Here is a 20,728-nt window from a genome sequence, read left to right on the forward strand (position 1 = left end):
GCTTACCCATGTCTGAGCAAGTTTTGAAAAAGGCGCCTGACGGCGTTCAGATGGCGATGATTTCCAGCCGTATGGAGACCATCGCACGCAAGATGCAAAACACGCTTTTCCGAACCGCCCGCTCCGGTATCCTCAACACGGCCCATGATTTCTCATGTGTCGTTCTGACTGCTGACTGCAAGCTTCTGGCGGCTGCGGAAAGTCTGCCGAACCACACGCTCATCGGCCCTGATTTGATGTGCCGGGCGGTCCTCAAACACCATCCGATGCTCAAGCGCGGCGACTGTTTCCTTCACAACAGTCCATACGAGGGAAACTCCCACGCGGCCGACCACTGCATGATCGTCCCGGTCATCGACGACGAAGGCATCCTGCGCTTCTTCGTGCTGGCCAAAGCACATCAGGCGGACTGCGGTAATTCCCGCCCTTCCAGCTATCTGGCGGACGTGAAGGACCTGTATGAAGAGGGTGCCCTGATTTTTTCTGCGACGAAGATACAGGAAGACTACAAGACCAACGACGACATCGTGCGCATGTGTCAGGCCCGCATCCGGGTTCCGGACCAATGGTGGGGCGATTTTCTTGCGAGCCTTGGATCCGTCCGCATCGGCGAACGCGAACTGCTCAACCTTGGCCGCGAGATCGGCTGGCATATGCTTGAAGGCTATGCCGACCGCTGGTTTGACTATTCCGAACAAAAGATGATTGAGGCAATCAGGAGATTGTCTTCAGGACATGTCGTTTTGGTGTCTGCTCACGACCCGTTCCCCGGTATCCCGGAGGGCATTCCCGTCAAGGTGGACGTTGAAGTTGATACGCACGAGGCCAGGATCATTGTCGATCTGCGCGATAATCCCGATTGCCAGCCCTGTGGCCTCAATCTTACTGAGGCAACCGCCAAAAGCGCAGCGATGATCGGGATTTTCAACGGCATCCTCGATCACCGCGTTACCGCCAATGCGGGCAGCTTTCGACGAATTGACATTCGGGTTCGCGAAAATTGTTGCGTCGGCATACCGAGGCATCCGGCCTCTTGCTCGGTGGCGACCACCAATCTCGCCGACCATGTCACCAATCCGGTACAGCGCGCAATAGCCGAGCTTTCGGCTGGCTTTGGGCAAGCCGCGACCGGTCCAATCCAACCACCAGGAATGGGTGTCATCTCCGGGCGCGATCCCTACAACAATGACGAGCCCTTCATCAATCAAGTCCACATCGGCATTAGCGGTGGCGCCGGCACGCCGGTCACCGACGGCTTTCTGACCATGATCCATGCCGGCAACGCGGGCATGTGCCATATCGACAGTGTCGAAGTCGATGAGCTCCACCATCCAATCATCGTCTACGATCGCCATATTCTCGACGACAGCGAGGGAGCGGGCACGTTTCGCGGCGCGCCGTCGGTCTACAGTGAGTACGGCCCGTGGGGCGGAAACTCCTTGACGGTCCTCTATACCGCAGATGGTACCATCACGCCTGCCGCAGGCGCTCGCGGCGGTGGCCCCGGCGGTCTGTCCAGAGCGGCAATGCGCAAGGCCGATGGTTCGGTCGTCGATCTTCCCCCCTGCTACGGGGTCACTCTGCAGCCGGGTGAGCACATGGTCTCTCACTCCGCAGGCGGTGGTGGATATGGTTCTCCACGGGAACGCGATCCCGCGCGCGTGCTGCACGATCTTGCAGAAGGGTGGATCAGCGTGCAGCGCGCACGAGACATCTACGGAGTAGCCGTCAAGGGATCTCCCGAAGACGACAATCTTCAATTGGACATCGTCCAAACACGCATCCTGCGCGCCAGCCGGAGCGAACTGGCGGTGGCCGTTTAGCCCGGCCGATACGCCGGGTGTTTCTTGTCAGGCTGCCCGACAACGGGCACGATTTTCAGGTCAAGGAGAACTACGATGACAGACGTCGATTGGTCCGCTGGCGCGGCCTACATTGATGGTGAATTCATGCCTCTCAAGGATGCCAAGCTCGGTATCACCGAATGGGGCTACCGCCGGTCCGACGTTACCTACGATGTCGCGGGCGTCTACTACGGCGCATTCTTCCGGCTCGACGATCATGTCAAACGCTTTCGCACCTCGATGACGAAATTGCGGATGAATCCGAAGGAAAGCGACGAAGAGATCAAGAATATTCTCGCCGAACTGGTGCGGCGTACCGGGTTGCGCGAGGCTTATGTGGCGATGGACTGTGTCCGCTCCCGCCCGCCGCGCGGCGTGCCGCTTCATCCCATAAACGGCCGCAGTTATTTGATTTGCCATGTCATGCCTTGGGTGTGGGTATTCACCCCCGAGCAGCAGGAACGCGGCGTGCACGCAATGATCGCGTCCCCCCAACGGATTGCGCCGGAATCACTCGACCCGACAATCAAGAATTTCCATTGGGGCGACCTGACGCGCGGGAATTTCGAGGCGCACGATCAAGGCGCCGAAACCTGCATTTTACTGGATCGTGATGGAAACGTCACGGAAGGACCGGGCTTCAATGTCTTCGCCGTCATAGATGGCAAGGTCATCACGCCGAAACGCGGTGCGCTGGAAGGTATCACTCGAAGAACAGTTCTGGAACTGTGCGACGAGTTTGGAATTCGCTGTGAGGTCCGGGATCTCTGCCGCGACGAATTCGAAGCCGCCGATGAAATCTTCTTCTCGACAACCGCTGGCGGCATTATGCCGGTAAGCCGTCTTGGAAAAAGGATCCTGGGGAACGACCGACCGGGTCCGATTTCCGCGCGGCTGAGAACAGCTTTTTGGGACAAGCGGAAGGACGGCTGGCATGCGACGCCAGTGTCTTACGCTTCCTGATCGAAGAGCGAAATGCAGATGCGATGGCTTTTCGACCTCAACGGCAAGATTGCCCTGGTTACAGGCTCGGGCCAGGGCATTGGCCTGGCGCTTGCCCGTGGCCTGGCGGAGTGTGGTGCCCTGGTTGTCCTGAACGGTCGTCGTGAACAGTTGTTGAAGGACGCTGCCACAGACCTGCTCAAGGACGGTCTGTCGGTGGAGGTGGCGGCCTTCGACGTCACGGATGCCCTGTCTGCGCGACACGGGGTCGAGCGGATTGAGACCTCGATCGGTTCGATTGACATTCTCATCAACAATGCCGGCATCCAGCATCGATCAGCATTGGAGGATTTCCCGGAAGAGAAATGGGACGATCTTGTTCGAACCAATCTCTCCAGCATTTTCTATGTGAGCAAAGCCGTCGCCAAAGGCATGATAGGCCGCGGTCGCGGAAAGATCATCAACATCGCCTCTGTTCAGAGCGAATTGGCTCGTCCGGGTATCGCGCCCTACACGGCGACAAAAGGGGCTGTCAGAAATCTGACTCGAGGCATGTGTGCGGATTGGGCAAAACATGGTTTGCAGATCAATGCCATCGCGCCTGGCTATTTCAAGACGCCGCTCAACGAAGCACTTGGTCGGGACCCCGAGTTCTCCACGTGGCTGGAACGGCGCACGCCGGCCGGTCGATGGGGCAATGTTGAAGAACTCATCGGGGCTGCAGTGTTTTTCGCCAGCGACGCCTCCTCATTCGTCAACGGGCACACGCTCTACGTGGACGGTGGCATGACAGTGACGGTGTGAATGACTGGCCATGCTTGGGGCAAGCATGTCCTTTCGCTTCTCCATCATCCACAAAGTGGACGCGGATTCTCATGCAGGGAAGACATTCTCGAAGAAACTCAGCCTGCTACCCTTCGCTCAAGGGCAAGGTCATCTTTGTCACCGGAGGCTGCTCTGGTATTGGCGCAGCGCTGGTCCAAGGATTTTCCTGGCAAGGAGCTAAGGTAGCCTTCGTGGATATCGAGAAATCTTTGGCTGAGGCGCTTGTGACGTCCCTGTGCGAGCACGTATTTCCCCCGGTGTTCATCGAATGTGACATCCGCAATATCGATGCGCTCCAGATGACGATAGAGCGCATCAGGAGAGACCTCGGTGATATTTCAGTTCTCATCAACTATGTCGCCAATGACAGACGCGACAACAGGATGGCAGTCAACCTGCGGCCGATGTTCTTCGCTGCACAGGCTATTATCCCGCAGATGAAGCGTCTCGGAGGCGGGTCGATCATCAACTTTGGATCGTTGAGCGCGCGTACAGCGTCGAACATCCCCACATACATGACCGCCAAGGCTGGCGTGCACGGCCTGACAAAGGGGCTGGCTCGAGAACTTGGTCCTTTCAACATCCGGGTCAACACGCTTCTTCCGGGATGGGTGATGACGGAGAAACAGAGGCGCGCACATCCGACTCTGGAAGGAGAAGCCCAGATTGACGCGATACAGTCCATTCGAGCGCGCATTCGGCCCGAAGATATTGCAGCGATGGCACTGTTCCTGGCCAGTGATGATAGTGCGCTCTGTTCGTCGCAAGAATTCGTCGCAAATGGCGGATGGACCTAGCCCTCTGCGCGGCGACTTCACGGTTCCAGTGTTACAAATCTGACAGGCTGAATTGCCGCAAATCGGCATCAGAAAGGCTGAAGGGCCTTTGCGAGACTGGCTCCGGCCCGCACTAAATCGTCGAGGCGGTTTGTTGGCGTATCGTGCTCGAGCACGAGACAGTCGATCTCGCTGATCTTGCACCCGATAGGCCCTTGTCATTGAGCACCATGATTTCGCCGACGATGATGGCGTTCTCGACGTCTACCGTTTTTTGGCACTACGGGCGACGTCGCGGTATTTCGACGTCCAGTCGACGTCGCGGCGGGTGGAGATGCGAACGCCGCCGGCGTCTATAACAATCTGGAGCGATAGCCGTCGAACTTGACCTCGTGAGACCACCCGTCGTCCTTCGGGCGGCTTGGCGACGAGCTTGCGTTCCATCGGCGGAATGAACCGAGCGGGCCGGAGCCGGCACTTACAATTTACGCACTTCTTCGATTCTAGGCGACCTGATTATATTAGCCAGAACTAACAAAGATGATTCCGCACGTCGCTAGCAACAAAACGTTCAGCATCGCGTTGCAAATGAGCCAAGCCTTTGGAGGCACAAAATGGGCGACGACAACAGCAAGCGAGACTTCAGTGACCGCAACCGTGTCGGCGGATGAGTAGCACGAGGTCGAATATTTCGCGCGGGAAACGGCGCTTCGCCAAGCCAGGTGAGCAAGCGATCAAGGCCTACGGCAAATAATCGCACTCGCCTGACCCAAGCCGCCAAGTCTTTACTCGATGCGAATGAGGCGTCGCGGCGGGGGCGTCTCACATAGACGAGGACATTTCCGACCGAGACCGACCAACTGAAATCGGCGTTATCGGCAATGCCACGATATTTTTTCGACTTCGCAGATGCGAACGAACTGTACCCCGACGATCAAGGTACCGATCTGCCGGACGTCGAATCCGCCAGGCTCGAGGCAGCAAAGGCTCTGGCGGCGATAGTAAAAGACAAGGCGGACGGATCTAGCCGCGACTTTACGATGATCGTTCGCACCGAGACAGGCCAGGTTTTGCTACACGCTAGGATCAAATTCGAAATAGAGATGGCGCATTAGGGGCGGGGCGTCATAGAAAATACGAACGAGCGACCGTGTACCCTGCCAATCGTAGTAGCGAGAGCACATACAAAACCAAGACCAACGCAACCACAGACCTGCTTTTCAGCGGGACGTTAGATCGCCAGCGCTGCTGTTTTTCCCCGGTGTACAAACCCCCTTTTTGAGCGGCCAGTTGACGGCCGTCGAAAATGATTATTAAGTTCGGTCATAGAACGAATTAATCGGAGCTGCTGTTGAACGACCTGCCGCGCATTTCTCGTCAGTTCTCGCAGCGCTCCGTCATGGAGGCGATCGTGCAAGGTGGGCCGATCTCGCGCGCTTCGATCGCAAAGCAGACCGGCTTGTCCAAGCAGACAATCTCCGAGATCGTCAGGACACTTGAGCAGGAAGGCTGGGTGCAGGAGACAGGGCGCACGAGCGGACATGTCGGACGCACGGCTGTCACTTACGAACTCGTATTTGACGCGGCCTACATCGCGGCCGTCGACCTCGGCGGCGCCAAAGTCCGGGTCGCGCTCACCGATCTTGCCTGCCAGATATTCGCGGAGGAAACGGCGCCGACCGATCCTCGGGGCGGACAGTTCATCGTCGACCAGATCGTGGATCTAGCGCTTCAGGCGGCCGAGAGGCACCGAATCTCGCGCACAAAGATAAGGCTGGCGGTGATTGGTGTTCCCGGTGCACCCGACAAGAAGACGGGCCGCGTCCTGCTTGCCCCGAATATTGCCGGCTTTGGCACGATGAATGTCGTTGGCGCTTTCGAGCACGCATTCGGATTTCATGTGGTGATCGAGAACGATGTCAATCTGGCGGTGCTCGGCGAAAACTGGCAGGGGTGCGGCCGGGGTATCGACAACCTCGCCTTCATTGCGCTGGGTACCGGTATCGGCAGCGGCCTCATGGTTGGAGGCAATCTGGTGCGGGGCGCCAGCAATGCAGCCGGCGAGATGGGCTTTTTGCCGATTGGCGCCGATCCATTCGCGCCGACATCGTTGCGCGCCGGCGCTTTCGAGCGCGTGGTCGCAACCAGCGCCATGGTTGAACGCTACGCAACGCTGACGGGCAACATCGTCAACGTGCCGACGATTTTCCACTGTGCATCCGCTGGAGACAGGCATGCCGCGACGGTACTTGACGAAACCGCGCGCTACCTCGCACAAGGCATTGTGGCCATAGCGGCAATTGCCAATCCGCAAAAGGTCGTCCTAGGCGGCTCGATCGGGCTGCGGCCGGAAATCCTGTTGCGCGTTAGGGACCTGCTGCCGCGCTGCTTCCCCTACCCTATCGCCGTTGAGGCCAGCGAACTCGGGTCGCGGGCAGCGCTCATCGGCGCTGCCGCGATCGGGCTCGGCCAGTTGCACAACACACTGTTCGGCGTCGACGCGCCCGACGGACGCATTTCGCTTCCCCCAGCCAGTTCGGCCGTGCTGCGCGAGGCCACGCTATGACCGCCTCAAAGGACATCACCACCCGCTTGCGCGCCGCCCTCGATTGGGACGCAGCGGTTGAGCTTCTGCAGGGGGCAATCGGCCGCGAAAGCATAACCGGTCACGAAGAAAATTTTGTCGCCTTCCTTGAAGACCGCATGCGCGTGCTTGGCTTGAGCGAAATTCGGCGTGCGGAATTCGCGCCCGGCCGGCCCAACGTCTGGGGTGAGCGCAAAGGTGCCGGCGCCGGCAAGCGGCTGCTCTTCATCGGCCACACCGATACGGTCCATGTCGAGGGCTGGCGCGAGCACTGGGCTGGCACCGCCAGGCAGGATCCGTTTGCCGCGCCAATGATCGACGGGCAGATCTGGGGCCGCGGCGCCGGCGACCTCAAGGCCGGCATCTGCTCCGCGCTGTCGGCACTCTCTCTGCTCGACACCGCCGACATCCAACTGGCCGGCGACGTTGCCTTTGCCTTCGTCGGCGACGAGGAGAGCGGCCAGCCTGGAACCGGCGTCTCCGCCGGCATCAAGGACTTCGTCGGCCGCATCGAGAAAGGCGAAGTCGTGGCGCCCGATTTCGTCGTCTATGTGGAGCCTACCCGCCTTTCGGTTTATCCGGCCCAAATTGGCTTCTTCATTACCGACATCACCATCACCGGACGATCAGCCTATTTCGGCGTACCCGAACTCGGCAAGGATGCCTTGCGTGCAAGCCACGCCGTCATGAGCGCGCTGTGGAAGCATTCGGAAGATGTTGCAACAAGAGCCGAGCACCCGCTGATCGGGCGTGGCTTCCTGCTGATCACCGGGCTTGCGGGCGGCGGCTACATCGCGGTGCCCGAACGCTGCACGTTGTCGCTGATCCGCAAGCTGTTGCCGGGCGAGTCGCTGGACGAGGCCGCCGCCGAAATCGAGGCAGTGGTGCGCGGCGCCGTCACCGATCCCGAAATCATGTTGGCGTTCGCCTATCCGGCCGGTCGCGATCATCCGCTCGGGGGTAACGCCGCCGAGATTGCACCTGACAGGCCGGAGGTCGGCGCTCTTGCTGCCGCCATGGCCCGATCGATGGCTGGTCGCGGCGCCATCGAAGGCGCGCCATTCTGGTCAGAGTCATCATTTTTCACCAACCGGCTCGGCATCCCCGCCGTGTACTGCGCGCCAGGCGACATTCGCAACTGCCACACCTTCAACGAACACGTCGATGTCGAGGAATATCTGGCCGGCGTCGTCGGCTTCGCCCGGTTCATGGTGGAGTATTGCGGCGTTACGGAATGAAGGACAACTGAGAGCGAAAATGGGAGAACTATCATGCTGATAGACAGACTTGTTGCTACAGCACTTGCAGGTAGCCTGATGCTCATGGCCGGTGGAGCCGGCGCACAGACAGTGGGACCGAGCGGCGAGACGGCGACACCCAGCGCCGAGGTTAGATTGTCGGATGCAGACCTGGCCGCAGTAAAGGAGAAGGGCTACAAGGCCGCGCTGCTGTGGCACACCTCCTCCGACTTCACCAATGCGGTCACGTCCGGTGCCAAGGATGAATTTGCCCGTGCCGGCATTCAAATCGTCGCCACCACCGACGCGGGCTTTGACGCCGCGCGCCAGCGCAGCGACATCGAAACCGCGCTCGCGGCGAAGCCAAACGTCATCCTGTCACTGCCCCTCGATCCGGTCACTTCGGCCGAGGCGTTCCGTCAGGCGCTCACCGACGGCACCAAGCTGGTATTCCTTTCCAATCTGCCGAAAGGCTACAAGCACGGAACCGACTATGCAGCCATCGTCACTGACGACCTGTTCCAGATGGGCAAGCAGGCGGCCGATGCACTGGCCAAGGCGCTCGATGGCAAGGGCAAGGTCGGCTACATCTTCCACGACGCCAGTTACTATGTGACGAACCAGCGCGACCAGGCTTTCAAGACAACGATCGAGAAGGATTATCCCGGCATCAAGATCGTCGCCGAGCAGGGGATCTCCGATCCGGCGCGGGCAGAAGAGCTGGCCAGCGCGATGCTCGTGCAGCATCCCGATCTTGACGGCATCTACGTCACCTGGGCCGAACCGGCCGACGGCGTGCTGTCGGCCTTGCGGGCAAGCGGAAACACCAAGACCAAGATTGTCACGCTCGACCTCGCCGAACCGGTGGCGCTCGATATGGTCAAGGGCGGCAATGTGACCGCACTGGTGGCCGACAAGGCCTATGAGCTCGGCCGCGCCATGGCCGCTGTCGGCGTCAAGGCGCTGCTCGGCCAGGAGACCCCGGCCTTCGTCGTTGCCCCGGCGCTTACCGTGACCAAGCAGAACGTTGCGCAGGGCTGGAAGGATTCGTTGAACCGCGACGCGCCGCAATCGGTGCTCGACGCGGCCAAATGACAGGGCAATGCCCGGCGGCCAATCAGGGCCGCCGACATCATAAAAACAAGGGGAACCGACATGCGCATAGCAATTGGAATGTTGTCGGCACTGGTAGCACTCGTCGCTGCCAACGCCTTCGCAGCCGAGGGCACCACCACGGGACCGAACGGGGAAAAGCCGACGCCGGCAAAGAGCGTCGTGCTCACACCAGCTGAGGAGCAGCAGATCAAGGACGGCAAATACACCGCCGCGCTGGTCTGGCATGAGATGAGCGAATACACCAACGCGGTGAACAGCGGCGCCCAGGACGAGTTGAAGCGGCTCGGCATCACGGTCGTCGCTCAGACCGACGCCGGCTTTGATGCGGCCCGTCAGAAATCCGACGTCGAGACAGTACTCGCCAAAAGGCCCTCTATTATACTGTCCCTACCGGTCGATCCCGCAAGTGCGGCCACCGTCTATGATCCTGCGCGCCAGGCCGGCGTGAAATTGGGATTCGTCGACAATTCGCCGGCAGGCTACGTTCACGACAAGGATTATGTGACCATCGTTTCGGACGACCTTTTCCAGATGGGCAACAAGGCCGGGATCGCAATGGCCGACGCGCTCGGCAAGCAGGGCAAGGTCGGCTACATCTTTCACGATGCCGATTTCTACGTCACCAACCAGCGTGACGGAGCATTCAAGCACACGATCGAGCAGGACTATCCCGACATGAAGATCGTGGCCGAGGCCGGAATGGCCGACCCCGCGCGCAGCGAGGAAATCGCGCAGGCGATGATCACACAGCACCCGGACCTCGACGGTATCTATGTCACCTGGGCTGAGCCGGCGCTTAGCGTGCTGTCCACTTTGCGGGCGGCCGGCAACAGCCACACCAAGATCGTCACGCTCGACCTGAACGAACCGGCGGCACTGGACATGGTGAAAGGCGGCAACGTTGCGGCACTCATCGCAGACGAAGCCTACGACATCGGCGTGACGCTGGCGCGCGCCACGGCCGCCTCGTTGATCGGCAAGAAAGCCGCGCCGTTCATCGTGGTCGATTCCCTCGCCGTCACCAAGGACACTGTCAAGGACGGGTGGAAGCGGTCCCTCAACAAGGACGTGCCCGCGACCATCGCGGCCGCCATGAAATAGCGGCGGACAATGGCGCCCCGCCGGAGGAAGTGAGAATGTCGAGTGTCAACACCAGCCCCGGCCGGGCAGCGAGCTTGGTCAGCCGCTTCAACCTGCAGCAATATGTCGTCTATCTCGGATTTCTGGCGATCTTTCTGTTCTTCGCGATCGTACTGAAGGACAGCGGTTTTCTGACGGTCCGCAACCTGTCGAACATCGTGCTGCAGACGGCACCCGTGACGATCATGGCGATCGGCCTTGTCTTTGTCATGTCGGCTGGCGAGATTGATCTTTCGATAGGTTCGATCGTTGCCGTGGCAGCCCTTGCCGCCGCGGTGGCGATAAACGCCTACGGCTTGGTGGCTGGGGTGCTGGCCGGCCTCGGCGCCGGCCTGCTGATCGGCCTTCTCAACGGCGCCCTCGTGGCTTACGTCAAGTTGCCTTCATTCCTGGTAACGCTGGCGACGCTCGGGCTGTTTGCCGGCGTATCTCGCTCGATGACCGATTTGCGGTCGATCCCGGTCACCAACGACGCCTTCACCGGTTTCTTCGGCTCGGGTTCTTTGCTGGGTGTTCCGTCTTTGATCTGGTGGACGGTAATTGCCGTTGCGATCGCGCATCTCATCTTTCGCGAGACGCGCTTCGGCGCCCATGTGCTGGCCACCGGCGACAACAGCCGTGCCGCCAGTGTTTCCGGCATCAGCGTGGCGCAGATAAGGCTTGCCGTTCTGACCACAAGCGGCGGGCTCGCCGGCCTTGCCGGGCTGCTCTATGCGGGCCGGCTGCAGGCTGCGAAATACACGCTCGGCGAAACCGACCTTATGACGGTGATAGCGGCCGTCATTGTCGGCGGAACCCTGCTTAACGGCGGCAAGGGATCGATTGTCGGTGCGCTGGTGGGCTCGCTGATGATGGGCATGCTGAACAACGGCCTCATCCTGATGGGCCTGTCCGTCTCCGACCAGATGATCGTGCGCGGCTTGATCATTCTTGCGGCCGTCGCCGTATCGCTGCGCGAAAAGTCCCGTTGAAGGAGTTTTGTCATGTTCCTCGATGTTCTGCGGCGCCGCAATCCGAGCTTTATAGAAAGCGCCATGCGCCTGCACCAGGAAGGAAAGCTGCCGGCTAATTCCTATGTGCTCGACCTCGATGCCGTCGAAAGCAATGCCCGGGTCCTGAAGCGCGAGGCCGACCGGTTCGGCCTGAAGATTTTCGCCATGACCAAGCAGGTCGGCCGCGCCAGTTCGTTCTGCCATGCGCTCAAGCGTGGTGGCATCGATCAGGCCGTCGCCGTCGACATGGCCTGCGCGCGGGCAACGCACAGAGCAGGCCTGAGGCTCGGTCATCTTGGCCACCTGCAGCAGATCGCAAGGCACGAGGCCAATGCGGCGGCCAAAACGTTCAGGCCGGACTATTGGACCGTCTTCAACGACACCAAGGCTGAAGAAGCCGCTGCCGGCGCAAGGCTCGCCGGGTACACGCAAAACCTGCTTGCCCGCATCCGCGCCGATGGTGACGTTTTCTACCGCGGCCACGAAGGTGGTTTTGAGGCGGCTGATATCGCCGCGGTCGCCGAAAAACTGGATGGTCTCGACGGCGGACGGTTCGCTGGCATCACCACCTTCCCGGCGCTGTTGTTCGACCAGACCACGCGAACGGTCCTGCCGACACACAATCTGGCGACACTGGGCAGAGCTGCCGAAGCGCTCGCCAAGTCCGGTCGCAGCGACATAGAGGTGAACGCGCCCGGCACAACGTCGAGTGTCCTGCTTGGCGCGCTGGCCGAAGCCGGCGCCACGCAATGTGAACCGGGCAATGGCTTGGCCGGCACCACTGCGCTGCACGTCATGGAAGATCTGCCGGAGCTCCCTGCCGTTCTGTATTTGACCGAGATCTCGCATTTGTCTGGCGGCAAAGCCTACTGCCTGGGTGGCGGCTTCTATATCGATCCGATCTTTCCGGACTATGAGGTGAAGGCAATCGTGTCCGCAGAACCCACCACGGCCGCCGCCGCGCTCAGAAGCGTCGAGGTGCCGCCGCCTGCGGCAATCGACTATTACGCAATGATTGACGCTAGCGGCGCCAATGCGCCACGCTCCGGCGACACGGCGGTGTTCGGCTTTCGCGGCCAGGCGTTCGTGACCCGCGCCTACGTGGTCGGCATCTCCGGTGTCTCAAAGGGGGCGCCCCAAGTCGAAACGATCGAAAACGGTTTTGGCGAAACCGCTGCCTGGCCTGTCTAGGAGCAAGTGATGAACGCGACCACGACCGGCACGCCCCCTGTTTTGCAGCTGCGCGACATCCGCAAGAATTTCGGCGGCCTCACGGCAATCGAAAATTTCTCGCTCGAGCTCTATCCCGGCGAGATAGTGGCGTTGGTCGGCGATAACGGTGCCGGCAAGTCGACGCTGGTCAAGATCGTGACGGGGGTGCATGCTCCGACATCCGGGACGATCATCATCGAGGGGCAGGCGGTGGCAATGTCGAGCGCCACCATGGCGCGCGCCCACGGAATTGAGGTGGTCTATCAGGACTTGGCGCTCGCCGATCAGCAGACCGTCTACATGAATATGTTTCTTGGCCGCGAGCCGGTGAACCGCTTCGGCCTGCTCGACCGACGCCGGATGATCGACGACACCGAAAAGCTGGTGAAGGATCTCGACGTTCGCATCCCATCGGCTCACGCCACCATCCGCGATCTTTCGGGCGGCCAGCGCCAGGGCGTGGCGATCGCGCGCGCCACGCACTGGGCAAGCAAGCTGATCCTGCTCGACGAGCCAACCGCCGCGCTCGGCGTTGCCGAGACCGCCAAGGTCGAGACGATTGTTCTGTCGCTGAAGCAGCGCAATATCGGCGTGCTGATCATCAGCCACAGCCTCGACCAGGTGTTCAGGCTCTCAGATCGGATCTGTGTTCTGCGACGTGGCAAACAGATCGGCGTGCGCAAGACCAGCGAGACCGACAAGAACGAGATCGTCGCCATGATCACCGGGCTTCAGCACTAGCCCGGTCCGACAGAGGCGCGCCGTTCAGATATTGCGTTACCCGAGCAGCGAGTGGCATGATTTCAGATCCACGATCAGGCCTCGGCCACAGAATGTCGTCAGCATCAATCCAGCGCGCGCAGATGGCGGATGGGGCGCCCACCAGCAATCCGGTCGGCGGCTGTGGCTATGGAATTGGCGTCGATGCCGAAGTGGCGGTAAAGGTCGCCGATAGTCCCTGACTGGCCAAAATGCTCGACGCCGAGACTGCGCGTGCGATGGCCGTACACCGAACCCAGCCAGCCGAGTACCGCCGGATGACCGTCGGTGACGGAGATGATGGTGCAATGCGCAGGGAGATCGGCAAACAGCCTTTCGATATGACTCCTGGCGTGAACGAGGCCGCGTTCGCGCGCGCGACTTGCCGCTGTCCAGCCTGCGTTCAAGCGATCGGCCGAAGTCACGGCCAAAAGACCGACGTCGCGACGGTCCTCTGCCATCATGCCGATAGCTTCGATGGCCTCCGGCGCAACCGCGCCGGTATAGGCAACAATCACTTCGGCATTGGGACCCGGAGCCCGCAGCCAGTAGCCCCCGTCGATGATGTCCTGCTCGAGCTGTGGCATCATGGGACGAATGATCTGCTCGACCGGGCGCGTCGAGAGCCGCAGATAGACCGAGCCGCCGGTCTCGTCGCGCAGCCAGGTGCGCTCCGACTGCACGGCGTCGCCGTCGCGCTGCATATAATCCAGCGCAAAGCGCATGATGACGCCCAACTCGTCGACGAAGGCCGGCTCGTAAGCCGCAAGCCCGTCTTGCGCTATGCCGATCAACGGTGTGGCGATCGACTGATGCGCCCCACCTTCCGGCGCCAATGTGACCCCGGATGGCGTCGCGACCAGCAGGAAGCGCGCATCCTGATAGCAGGCGTAATTGAGCGCATCGAGACCGCGCTGGACGAACGGATCGTAGAGCGTGCCGATCGGCAGCAGCCGTTTGCCGAAAATCGAATGCGACAGCCCAAGTGCCGACAGCAGGATGAACAGATTGTTCTCGGCGATACCCAGTTCGATGTGCTGGCCGGAGGGGCCGAATTCCCATTTCTGCGCCGAGGCGATGCGTTCGCTGCGGAAAGTGTCCGCAAGTGACTGACGCGCGAACAGGCCGCGCCGGTTGACCCAGGGACCGAGATTGGTCGAGACCGTGACATCGGGCGATGCCGTGACGATCGCGTCGGCGAGCGGCCCGCCAGCGCGCGCAATCTCGTCCAGAATTCTGCCGAAGCCGACCTGCGTGGAGACGCTGCCTTTGGCTTCCGCAACGAGACGACCGGGGACCACGATGCGCTGGGCGTGCCGGCGCCGCTGGCCCTTTGCCGCGAACGGAACGGCGTCGAGGAACCGTTGCAGCTCCAGATCTCCAACAGCCAATCCCTCGAAGGCGTCCCACTCCCGCCCGTCGCCGACCGACATCGAGGCACGAAGGACCGCCATCTGATCCCTGGTCATCAAGCCGGCGTGGTTGTCCTTGTGGCCGGCGAGCGGCAGGCCGAAGCCCTTGATCGTATATGCAATGAAGCATGTCGGTCGATCGTTGCCGCGTGCCGTCCCGAAGGCCTCGATCAGGCATGGCAGGTCGTGGCCGCCGAGATTGGTCATCAGCGCGGCGAGCTCGGCATCGGAGCGCCGGTCGAGAAGCGATGCCAGGCCCGGCTTGTCTCCGATGTCGGCGACCAGGCGCTTGCGCCAGGCGCCGCCGCCTTGAAACGTCAGCGCCGCATAGAGCTGGTTCGGGCAGGCCTCGATCCAGGCCTTTAGCGCCTCGCCGCCGGGTTCGGTGAAGGAGGCTTCGAGCAGCGAGCCATATTTCAGGATCACGACGTTCCAGCCGAAATTCCGGAAAATGTTTTCGAAGCGTTCCCAAAGGCCTTCGCGAACCACGGCATCGAGGCTCTGTCGGTTGTAGTCGACGATCCACCAGCAGTTGCGCAGGCCGTGTTTCCACCCTTCGAGCAGCGCCTCGAAGATGTTGCCTTCGTCCATCTCGGCATCGCCGATCAGCGCCACCATGCGGCCCTCGGGCATGCTTTCGTCGCGGGCGCCGAGATAATCCTGCACAAGCGAGGCAAACAGTGTCTGCGCGACGCCGAGGCCAACTGAGCCGGTGGAGAAATCGACGTCGTCGACATCCTTGGTCCGCGACGGATAGCTTTGCGCGCCACCGAAGGCGCGAAACCCTTCGAGCTTCTCCCTCGTCTGATTGCCCAGAAGATACTGGATGGCGTGAAACACTGGCGAGGCATGCGGCTTCACCGCGACCCGGTCGTGTGGCCTCAGCACCGAGAAATAGAGCGCGGTCATGATCGTCACCAGCGACGCCGAGGATGCCTGGTGTCCGCCAACCTTCAAGCCGTCCGTATTTTCCCGCAGGTGATTGGCGTTATGGATCATCCATGTCGACAGCCAGAGCACCTTTTTCTCCAGTGCCGAAAGTGCCTCCAGTTTTTGTTTGTCCATGCTGCAAGACTCCCGGTTGCGATGTCTCAATCCTAGGGCTGAGCAAAAGCCAATTGTCGCTAAACTTGCATGAGATTGGCAGCCGCGTTAGCTGGTTGTGTCAATATCAGCCAATGGAGTAACGTTCGATGCCAAAAGGTCGACTGGACAATATCGACCGAAAGATCATTGCCGCGCTGCAGGTCGATGGCAGGATGACGGCGCAGCAGCTTGCCGAGCGGGTCGGCCTTTCGGCCTCGCCCTGCGCCCGCCGGGTCCGCCTGATGGAGGATATGGGGGTGATCACCGGCTATGCCGCACTGATCGACCAGGACATGGTCGATCTGCCGATCTCGGTGTTTGCCTCGATCAAGCTTGAGCGCCAGCGCGAGAGCGAGCTGAACCGGTTCAACGCGGCAATCGCGCGCTGGCCGGAGGTGGTCGATTGCTATCTGATGACTGGCCAGCGCGATTATTTGCTGCGTGTGGTGGTGCGCGACCTGCACGCCTATGAGCGCTTCCTGAAGGAAAAGCTGACGCGGCTCGATGGCGTCTCCTCGATCGAGTCCAGCTTCGCGCTTGCCCAGATCAAGCGATCGAACCGGTTGCCGGTAGAGCCATGATTTTTTGGACGGACCCGCGTGTCGCAGGTCTTGCAGCAAGTGGGCAATATGGGTTCGGCACGCCTCAATACTGACTGTGATTTCTGGTATTTCCGCCGGCTGCAATTGGAGCTTATGCGTCATGATTGCGGCGATTAGATAAAGAATTTTTTGTTGCGCCTGGCGAGCATCGTCTGCCTTCCGGCGCATCAGCCGCCGCCGCGCGGATTGCTCAAGAACCTGGCTGACCGCCAAAGCCAGCCAGGCTGCAATGGCGCGGGACGTCCACCATTTGGCGGTCCTGTTCCGGGAAAACCGGTCAGAGGCGATCAGAAAAGCGCCGGTGCCGCTCGACATAGCGCGCCATGGCACTGGAGGGGTCTGCAGATTTTGCGCAACGAAGAACGCCGTCTTTCCGGTGCGACGGCGGAACGTCAACCCGGAAGGGACAAGGACAATGCGAGTTGAACCCAAGAAAACGAAACAGGCAGCTTCTGACGCTATGAATGCGCTTTGGGTGTAACGCCGGGAACAACAGTCTTGGCGATCTCGCACAGGTGCTGGTGATGCGTCAGATAAATCACCTGGCCAGCGCTTGCCATCTGACCAAACAACCTGAAAACCTCCTCGGACCGGAAATGGTCGAAGGTCATGATCTCGTCGGCAATGAATGGCACAGAGGGGTCGAAACTGGGCGAACTCGTAATATCCGGCAAGCCGCAGGGCCAGCTAGAGCTGAAAACGCGCACCCTTTGAGAGCGCGTCGGCGACCTTGGACTGCCCGTCGCGCTGCAATGCGATGAGGACTTCTCCGCCCTTCACGGGTTGGGTCGCAAGCCCCGAATACTGACCGCGCGTGATAAGTGCGAAAGCATCAGATGTCCGTTTGATCATCCCGGAGCGATGGTCCCGACGGCCAGCGGCTACTAAGCCTTGCCTATGCGTTCAACGCAATCTATATTCTGTTCAACACAGGAGGTTCTCATGGCTGCGCAGACACGGACGGCTGCAGAAAGCGAAGCAACGGTCGCATCGACCCGCAATAAACTTGTACTGGAGCAAGCGAAAGCCGCCGGCCTCCTCGGCGCCGCGAAGAATACCCGTCTTTCGGCGCGGGTGCCCGCGGAGTTGATCGAGGCGGCCAAGAAGCGCGCCCATGTCACCTCGGACACGGAGCTGTTGGAACTGGCGCTGTCGCGCCTGGCCCTCGAAGATGACTTTGGCGCCCGCCTGGTCGGACGTAAGGGCAGTATCCCGGCGGACATAGATCTTGGGGTTTGATCTTTCCGAAACGCTCCGATCGCTAAAGCCCCAAAGGCACAACGGAACGCTGAAGCGCAGGGCCGACGACGATCTCCCATGGGTTGCTGACGAACCTGCGATCGGGGGACCGCTGTTTCTGGATACGAGCGTCTATCTGGATGTCCTGCAGGGACGATCGCCGGTTGAAGTCGATACGCTGCTTACCTATCGCCGATGCCACCATTCCGCTGCCTGCCTGTCTGAGCTGACCCAAGCCTTTGGTCGGCTGGACCCTAAGCATGCATCCACAAAAGCTGTCCTCGAGACGATTGAAGCCACGGTAGAGGACATTCCGGACTACCGACTTCATGCACCGGACGATGCGATCTGGGGACAGGCCGGGGTCTTGGCTGGCTTGCTCTTCCGGCTGAGCAATCTGCCCAAGAGGGAGGGGCACGAGCGGCGCTTCCTAAATGACGCCCTCGTGTTCCTGCAGGCGCGTCAGTTGGGTGCGAGCGTGCTGACCGGCAACGTCCGCGATTTTGATTTCCTCACCCAGGTTCTGCCGACGGGACGGATCATCCTCTATCGAGCTCGGCCGGAACGGCGGTCATCATGAACGTCACGGTTGGTCCTCCTGTCGATATTCTTCACGAACTGGAACAGCTGGATCGGGGGCCGGCGACTGAGGTCAATCATCTGCAGAATACGCCGGCCTTTCTGGGTTTTGTGAAGCTGGGTCAAACTCGATACCCCACATTAGATCCGGCTCTATTTGGCGGTTTTCGCTTGCCTTGGCGGCCCGCCAGCTAGGCTTGCCTGTCTCGTCCGTGGCCAGGGTTCCGGTTTGGCGGCGAGTGCAACCGGGATCGCGGACCGGCTTGATAACGCGACGAAAAGTACAGCGTCGAGGCGACTGCACCTCTGCCCGCTTTATCTGGCATCACACCTTCCGGCAATCTCGTTCGGTCCAAACCAAGTGCAGCGCTTTTCTGCGATCGAGCTTGAGCAGCTTTTTGATGTTCCGCAGCTTCACCGCGCGAATGAAAAGTGGTCGTTCGATAGCGGACGTTTCTCCCAGTTCCGACGCGGGCGTAGCTTATCCGGCTCATAATGTGTCACCTCAATGTCTAGACTCGAGGCTTGGTCACAAATAGTCGATGCCAACTCCGACGTTACGCGCCCAAAAAGCCATTGATCCGGAGCACGACCCCTGCAAAGTCCGACCTTTACAGGAACATTTCGCCTATGGCGGAGTTGGGCGCGTTGCCCGCGATAAGGTCCCAACGGTGGTCCCGGCGGACTTTTGGGAGGAAGCCATGATACGTGCCATCCCTTCACTCCACCTTTCCCGTCGCCGCGCATTGCAATTTGGGCTGGGAGCCAGCCTCGCCGCCACGACGGGCCTGGCGCCGGTTTCTCGCGCCTATGCCAAGGAGGAAGTGCAGGACGAAGACATCTTCCGTTTTGCGCTCAACCTGGAATACATGGAGGCCGAATACTACCTTCGCGGCACCACCGGGAAAGGCATCGACGCCGCCGATGCCGGTTCCAAACCCGGCGATGTCGTCGGCGGAAAGAAAGTGTCCTTCGAGACACCCGCCATCGGCGAATTCATGCAGGAGGTTGCTGAAAACGAACTCGCGCATGTCCGGTTCTACCGCAAGACGCTTGCAAAGAACGCAGTCGACAGGCCGGCCATCGATTTCGATGCGGGGTTCAAGGCGGTCGCGGAGGCAGCGGGCCTCGGGCGGGACTTCGATCCCTTCGGCAACGAAACGAACTTCGTTCTGGGCGGCATGCTGTTCGAGGATGTCGGCGTCACCGCCTATGCCGGTGCTGCGACGGTTCTGAAGGACAAGGACTTCCTCGCAGCCGCCGCCGGCATATTGGCGGTCGAGGCCTATCACATGGGAATGGCGCGCTCCACTCTATACCGGAAAGGAGAGAAAGCCTGGAAGGCCGCCAACGCCGTCTCCGATGCACGAGACAAGATCGACGGGCCGGAAGACAAGGACCAGGGCATCCAGGTGAATGGCAAGGCCAATTTCGTTCCTTCGACGCCCGACGCGATCGCGTTCACCAGGACGCCGCAGGAAGTGCTGCGGATCGTCTATCTCACCGATAAGGACGGCGTAAGCAAGGGCGGCTTCTATCCGGAAGGGATGAACGGGACCCTGAAGAGCACCTGAGTCGCTCGCGACAGGCGATCGGATCGCCGGAAGAGATGCAGCGGGCCTGCGGGCGGCACTGCTGGTACGGCTGCGCGACGATCACGAATCAAATCCGCCGCAGGAGTCTTACGCTCCCGGTTTGTCCATCCTAACGATGCCAACCCCGGCGGAGCGGGAGCCTTCCATCGCGTCGATTTTGAGCAGCTCTTGTTCTGACCCTTTGTTGACCGCGGTTTTGAGACAAATGCAGGAGCTGTCCGGTTCAGCGCGATTCCTGAATTGACATCAGGGCCGCCGCGCCCTGACCTTACCGGGGCCGCAGCGTCTCGCACTTGGCGAAGTCTTGCGCTGCCGAGTTCTGCAATAGGGACAGGCAGGCTGTCAACTCACCCCAGCCAATACCTCGGCCCCGGCCCCTTGCGTCCTGCCATATCGGCAGGGTTCGCAAGGCTACACCGGTCCATCGACAGGCAGCCGCAACCGATGCACTCGGTAAGCCCCGACCTCAGGCGCTGCAACTCGGCGATGCGCTGGTCGATGCGCTTGGTCCACTGGCCCGACAACCGCGACCAATCCCGACGCGACGGCACGCGATCGGCCGGCAACTTGGCCAGCTCGGCGCCGATCTCCTCAAGTGTCAGCCCAATTCGCTGCGCGAAGACGATGAAGGCGATCCGGCGCAGCACGGATCGCGGGTAGCGTCTGTGTCCCGAGCCGGCCCGCTCGGACGCGATCAGCCCGCGCTCCTCGTAGAAGCGCAGGGCCGATGAGGCGACGCCGCTGCGCCGTGACACGTCGGTGATGGTCAGCATGGAATCCATGCATG

Annotated in this window: 19 protein-coding genes and 1 pseudogene; 17 read left to right on the plus strand and 3 right to left on the minus strand. The window is 60.8% G+C overall.

Annotated features, from left to right (window positions below):
- Positions 1–8 precede the first annotated feature (8 nt).
- From NKH33_RS26400 to NKH33_RS26450, 12 genes are all read left to right on the plus strand, one after another.
- Positions 9–1,823: a hydantoinase B/oxoprolinase family protein gene (locus NKH33_RS26400; protein WP_352542296.1), complete on the plus strand. Its 1,815-nt coding sequence runs from the start codon at positions 9–11 to the stop codon at positions 1,821–1,823.
- A gap of 75 nt (positions 1,824–1,898) precedes the next feature.
- Positions 1,899–2,807 carry an aminotransferase class IV gene (locus NKH33_RS26405; RefSeq protein ID WP_352542297.1) on the plus strand — a complete coding sequence of 303 codons (909 nt, stop codon included), beginning with the start codon at positions 1,899–1,901 and terminating at the stop codon, positions 2,805–2,807.
- An 18-nt stretch (positions 2,808–2,825) separates the two neighbouring features.
- Positions 2,826–3,590, plus strand: a complete 765-nt coding sequence (locus tag NKH33_RS26410) for an SDR family oxidoreductase (protein WP_352542335.1) — start codon at positions 2,826–2,828, stop codon at positions 3,588–3,590.
- A gap of 71 nt (positions 3,591–3,661) precedes the next feature.
- Positions 3,662–4,408 carry an SDR family NAD(P)-dependent oxidoreductase gene (locus NKH33_RS26415; protein WP_352542298.1) on the plus strand — a complete coding sequence of 249 codons (747 nt, stop codon included), beginning with the start codon at positions 3,662–3,664 and terminating at the stop codon, positions 4,406–4,408.
- Positions 4,409–5,268: 860 nt separating this feature from the next.
- Positions 5,269–5,502, plus strand: coding sequence for a DUF6894 family protein (locus NKH33_RS33315; protein WP_352542299.1), 234 nt, complete (start codon positions 5,269–5,271; stop codon positions 5,500–5,502).
- Between the two features lie 236 nt (positions 5,503–5,738).
- Positions 5,739–6,953 carry an ROK family transcriptional regulator gene (locus tag NKH33_RS26420; protein WP_352542300.1) on the plus strand — a complete coding sequence of 405 codons (1,215 nt, stop codon included), beginning with the start codon at positions 5,739–5,741 and terminating at the stop codon, positions 6,951–6,953.
- Positions 6,950–8,209: a M20 family metallopeptidase gene (locus NKH33_RS26425; protein ID WP_352542301.1), complete on the plus strand. Its 1,260-nt coding sequence runs from the start codon at positions 6,950–6,952 to the stop codon at positions 8,207–8,209. Before NKH33_RS26420 ends, NKH33_RS26425 begins: the two co-directional genes overlap by 4 nt.
- A 33-nt stretch (positions 8,210–8,242) precedes the next feature.
- Entirely contained in the window at positions 8,243–9,304 is a 1,062-nt protein-coding gene (locus NKH33_RS26430; protein ID WP_352472940.1) for a substrate-binding domain-containing protein, read from the plus strand.
- Positions 9,305–9,364: 60 nt separating this feature from the next.
- Positions 9,365–10,426, plus strand: a complete 1,062-nt coding sequence (locus NKH33_RS26435; RefSeq protein WP_352542302.1) for a substrate-binding domain-containing protein — start codon at positions 9,365–9,367, stop codon at positions 10,424–10,426.
- Positions 10,427–10,461: 35 nt separating this feature from the next.
- Positions 10,462–11,436: an ABC transporter permease gene (locus tag NKH33_RS26440; RefSeq protein WP_352542303.1), complete on the plus strand. Its 975-nt coding sequence runs from the start codon at positions 10,462–10,464 to the stop codon at positions 11,434–11,436.
- 12 nt (positions 11,437–11,448) lie between these two features.
- Positions 11,449–12,648, plus strand: a complete 1,200-nt coding sequence (locus NKH33_RS26445; protein ID WP_352542304.1) for an alanine racemase — start codon at positions 11,449–11,451, stop codon at positions 12,646–12,648.
- Between the two features lie 9 nt (positions 12,649–12,657).
- The gene (locus NKH33_RS26450) at positions 12,658–13,410 is read left to right on the plus strand and encodes an ATP-binding cassette domain-containing protein (RefSeq protein ID WP_352458022.1); all 753 of its coding nucleotides are present in this window, start codon (positions 12,658–12,660) and stop codon (positions 13,408–13,410) included.
- Positions 13,411–13,514: 104 nt separating this feature from the next.
- Here the strand turns inward: NKH33_RS26450 and NKH33_RS26455 are convergent, their stop codons facing one another.
- Positions 13,515–15,905 (minus strand): thiamine pyrophosphate-binding protein, encoded by a 2,391-nt coding sequence (locus tag NKH33_RS26455; protein ID WP_352542305.1) that lies wholly within the window; start codon positions 15,903–15,905, stop codon positions 13,515–13,517.
- Between the two features lie 128 nt (positions 15,906–16,033).
- Between NKH33_RS26455 and NKH33_RS26460 the strand changes: the two genes are divergently transcribed.
- Positions 16,034–16,507, plus strand: coding sequence for an Lrp/AsnC family transcriptional regulator (locus NKH33_RS26460; protein ID WP_352542306.1), 474 nt, complete (start codon positions 16,034–16,036; stop codon positions 16,505–16,507).
- A gap of 479 nt (positions 16,508–16,986) precedes the next feature.
- Here the strand turns inward: NKH33_RS26460 and NKH33_RS26465 are convergent.
- Positions 16,987–17,401: pseudogene (locus NKH33_RS26465) on the minus strand (ATP-binding protein); the annotation flags it as partial.
- Between the two features lie 69 nt (positions 17,402–17,470).
- On the opposite strand from NKH33_RS26465, the gene NKH33_RS26470 reads away from it, so the two are divergent.
- The 4 genes from NKH33_RS26470 (at position 17,471) to NKH33_RS26485 (ending at position 19,920) form a co-directional block, all read left to right on the plus strand.
- Entirely contained in the window at positions 17,471–17,767 is a 297-nt protein-coding gene (locus tag NKH33_RS26470; protein ID WP_352542307.1) for a hypothetical protein, read from the plus strand.
- A complete protein-coding gene (locus NKH33_RS26475; RefSeq protein ID WP_352922227.1) occupies positions 17,757–18,347 on the plus strand; it encodes a type II toxin-antitoxin system VapC family toxin in 591 nt (196 codons plus the stop codon). Before NKH33_RS26470 ends, NKH33_RS26475 begins: the two co-directional genes overlap by 11 nt.
- Positions 18,344–18,541: a hypothetical protein gene (locus tag NKH33_RS26480; protein ID WP_352542309.1), complete on the plus strand. Its 198-nt coding sequence runs from the start codon at positions 18,344–18,346 to the stop codon at positions 18,539–18,541. Before NKH33_RS26475 ends, NKH33_RS26480 begins: the two co-directional genes overlap by 4 nt.
- 506 nt (positions 18,542–19,047) lie before the next feature.
- The gene (locus tag NKH33_RS26485; RefSeq protein WP_352542310.1) at positions 19,048–19,920 is read left to right on the plus strand and encodes a ferritin-like domain-containing protein; all 873 of its coding nucleotides are present in this window, start codon (positions 19,048–19,050) and stop codon (positions 19,918–19,920) included.
- Between the two features lie 368 nt (positions 19,921–20,288).
- On the opposite strand, the gene soxR is transcribed toward NKH33_RS26485, so the two are convergent.
- On the minus strand, positions 20,289–20,714 hold the full coding sequence (gene soxR / locus NKH33_RS26490) for a redox-sensitive transcriptional activator SoxR (protein ID WP_502895522.1): 426 nt from the start codon (positions 20,712–20,714) through the stop codon (positions 20,289–20,291).
- Between the last annotated feature and the right edge of the window lie 14 nt (positions 20,715–20,728).

Origin of the sequence: Mesorhizobium sp. M1182, from assembly GCF_040318335.1 — a bacterium.
In the GTDB taxonomy this organism is placed as follows: Bacteria; Pseudomonadota; Alphaproteobacteria; order Rhizobiales; family Rhizobiaceae; genus Mesorhizobium.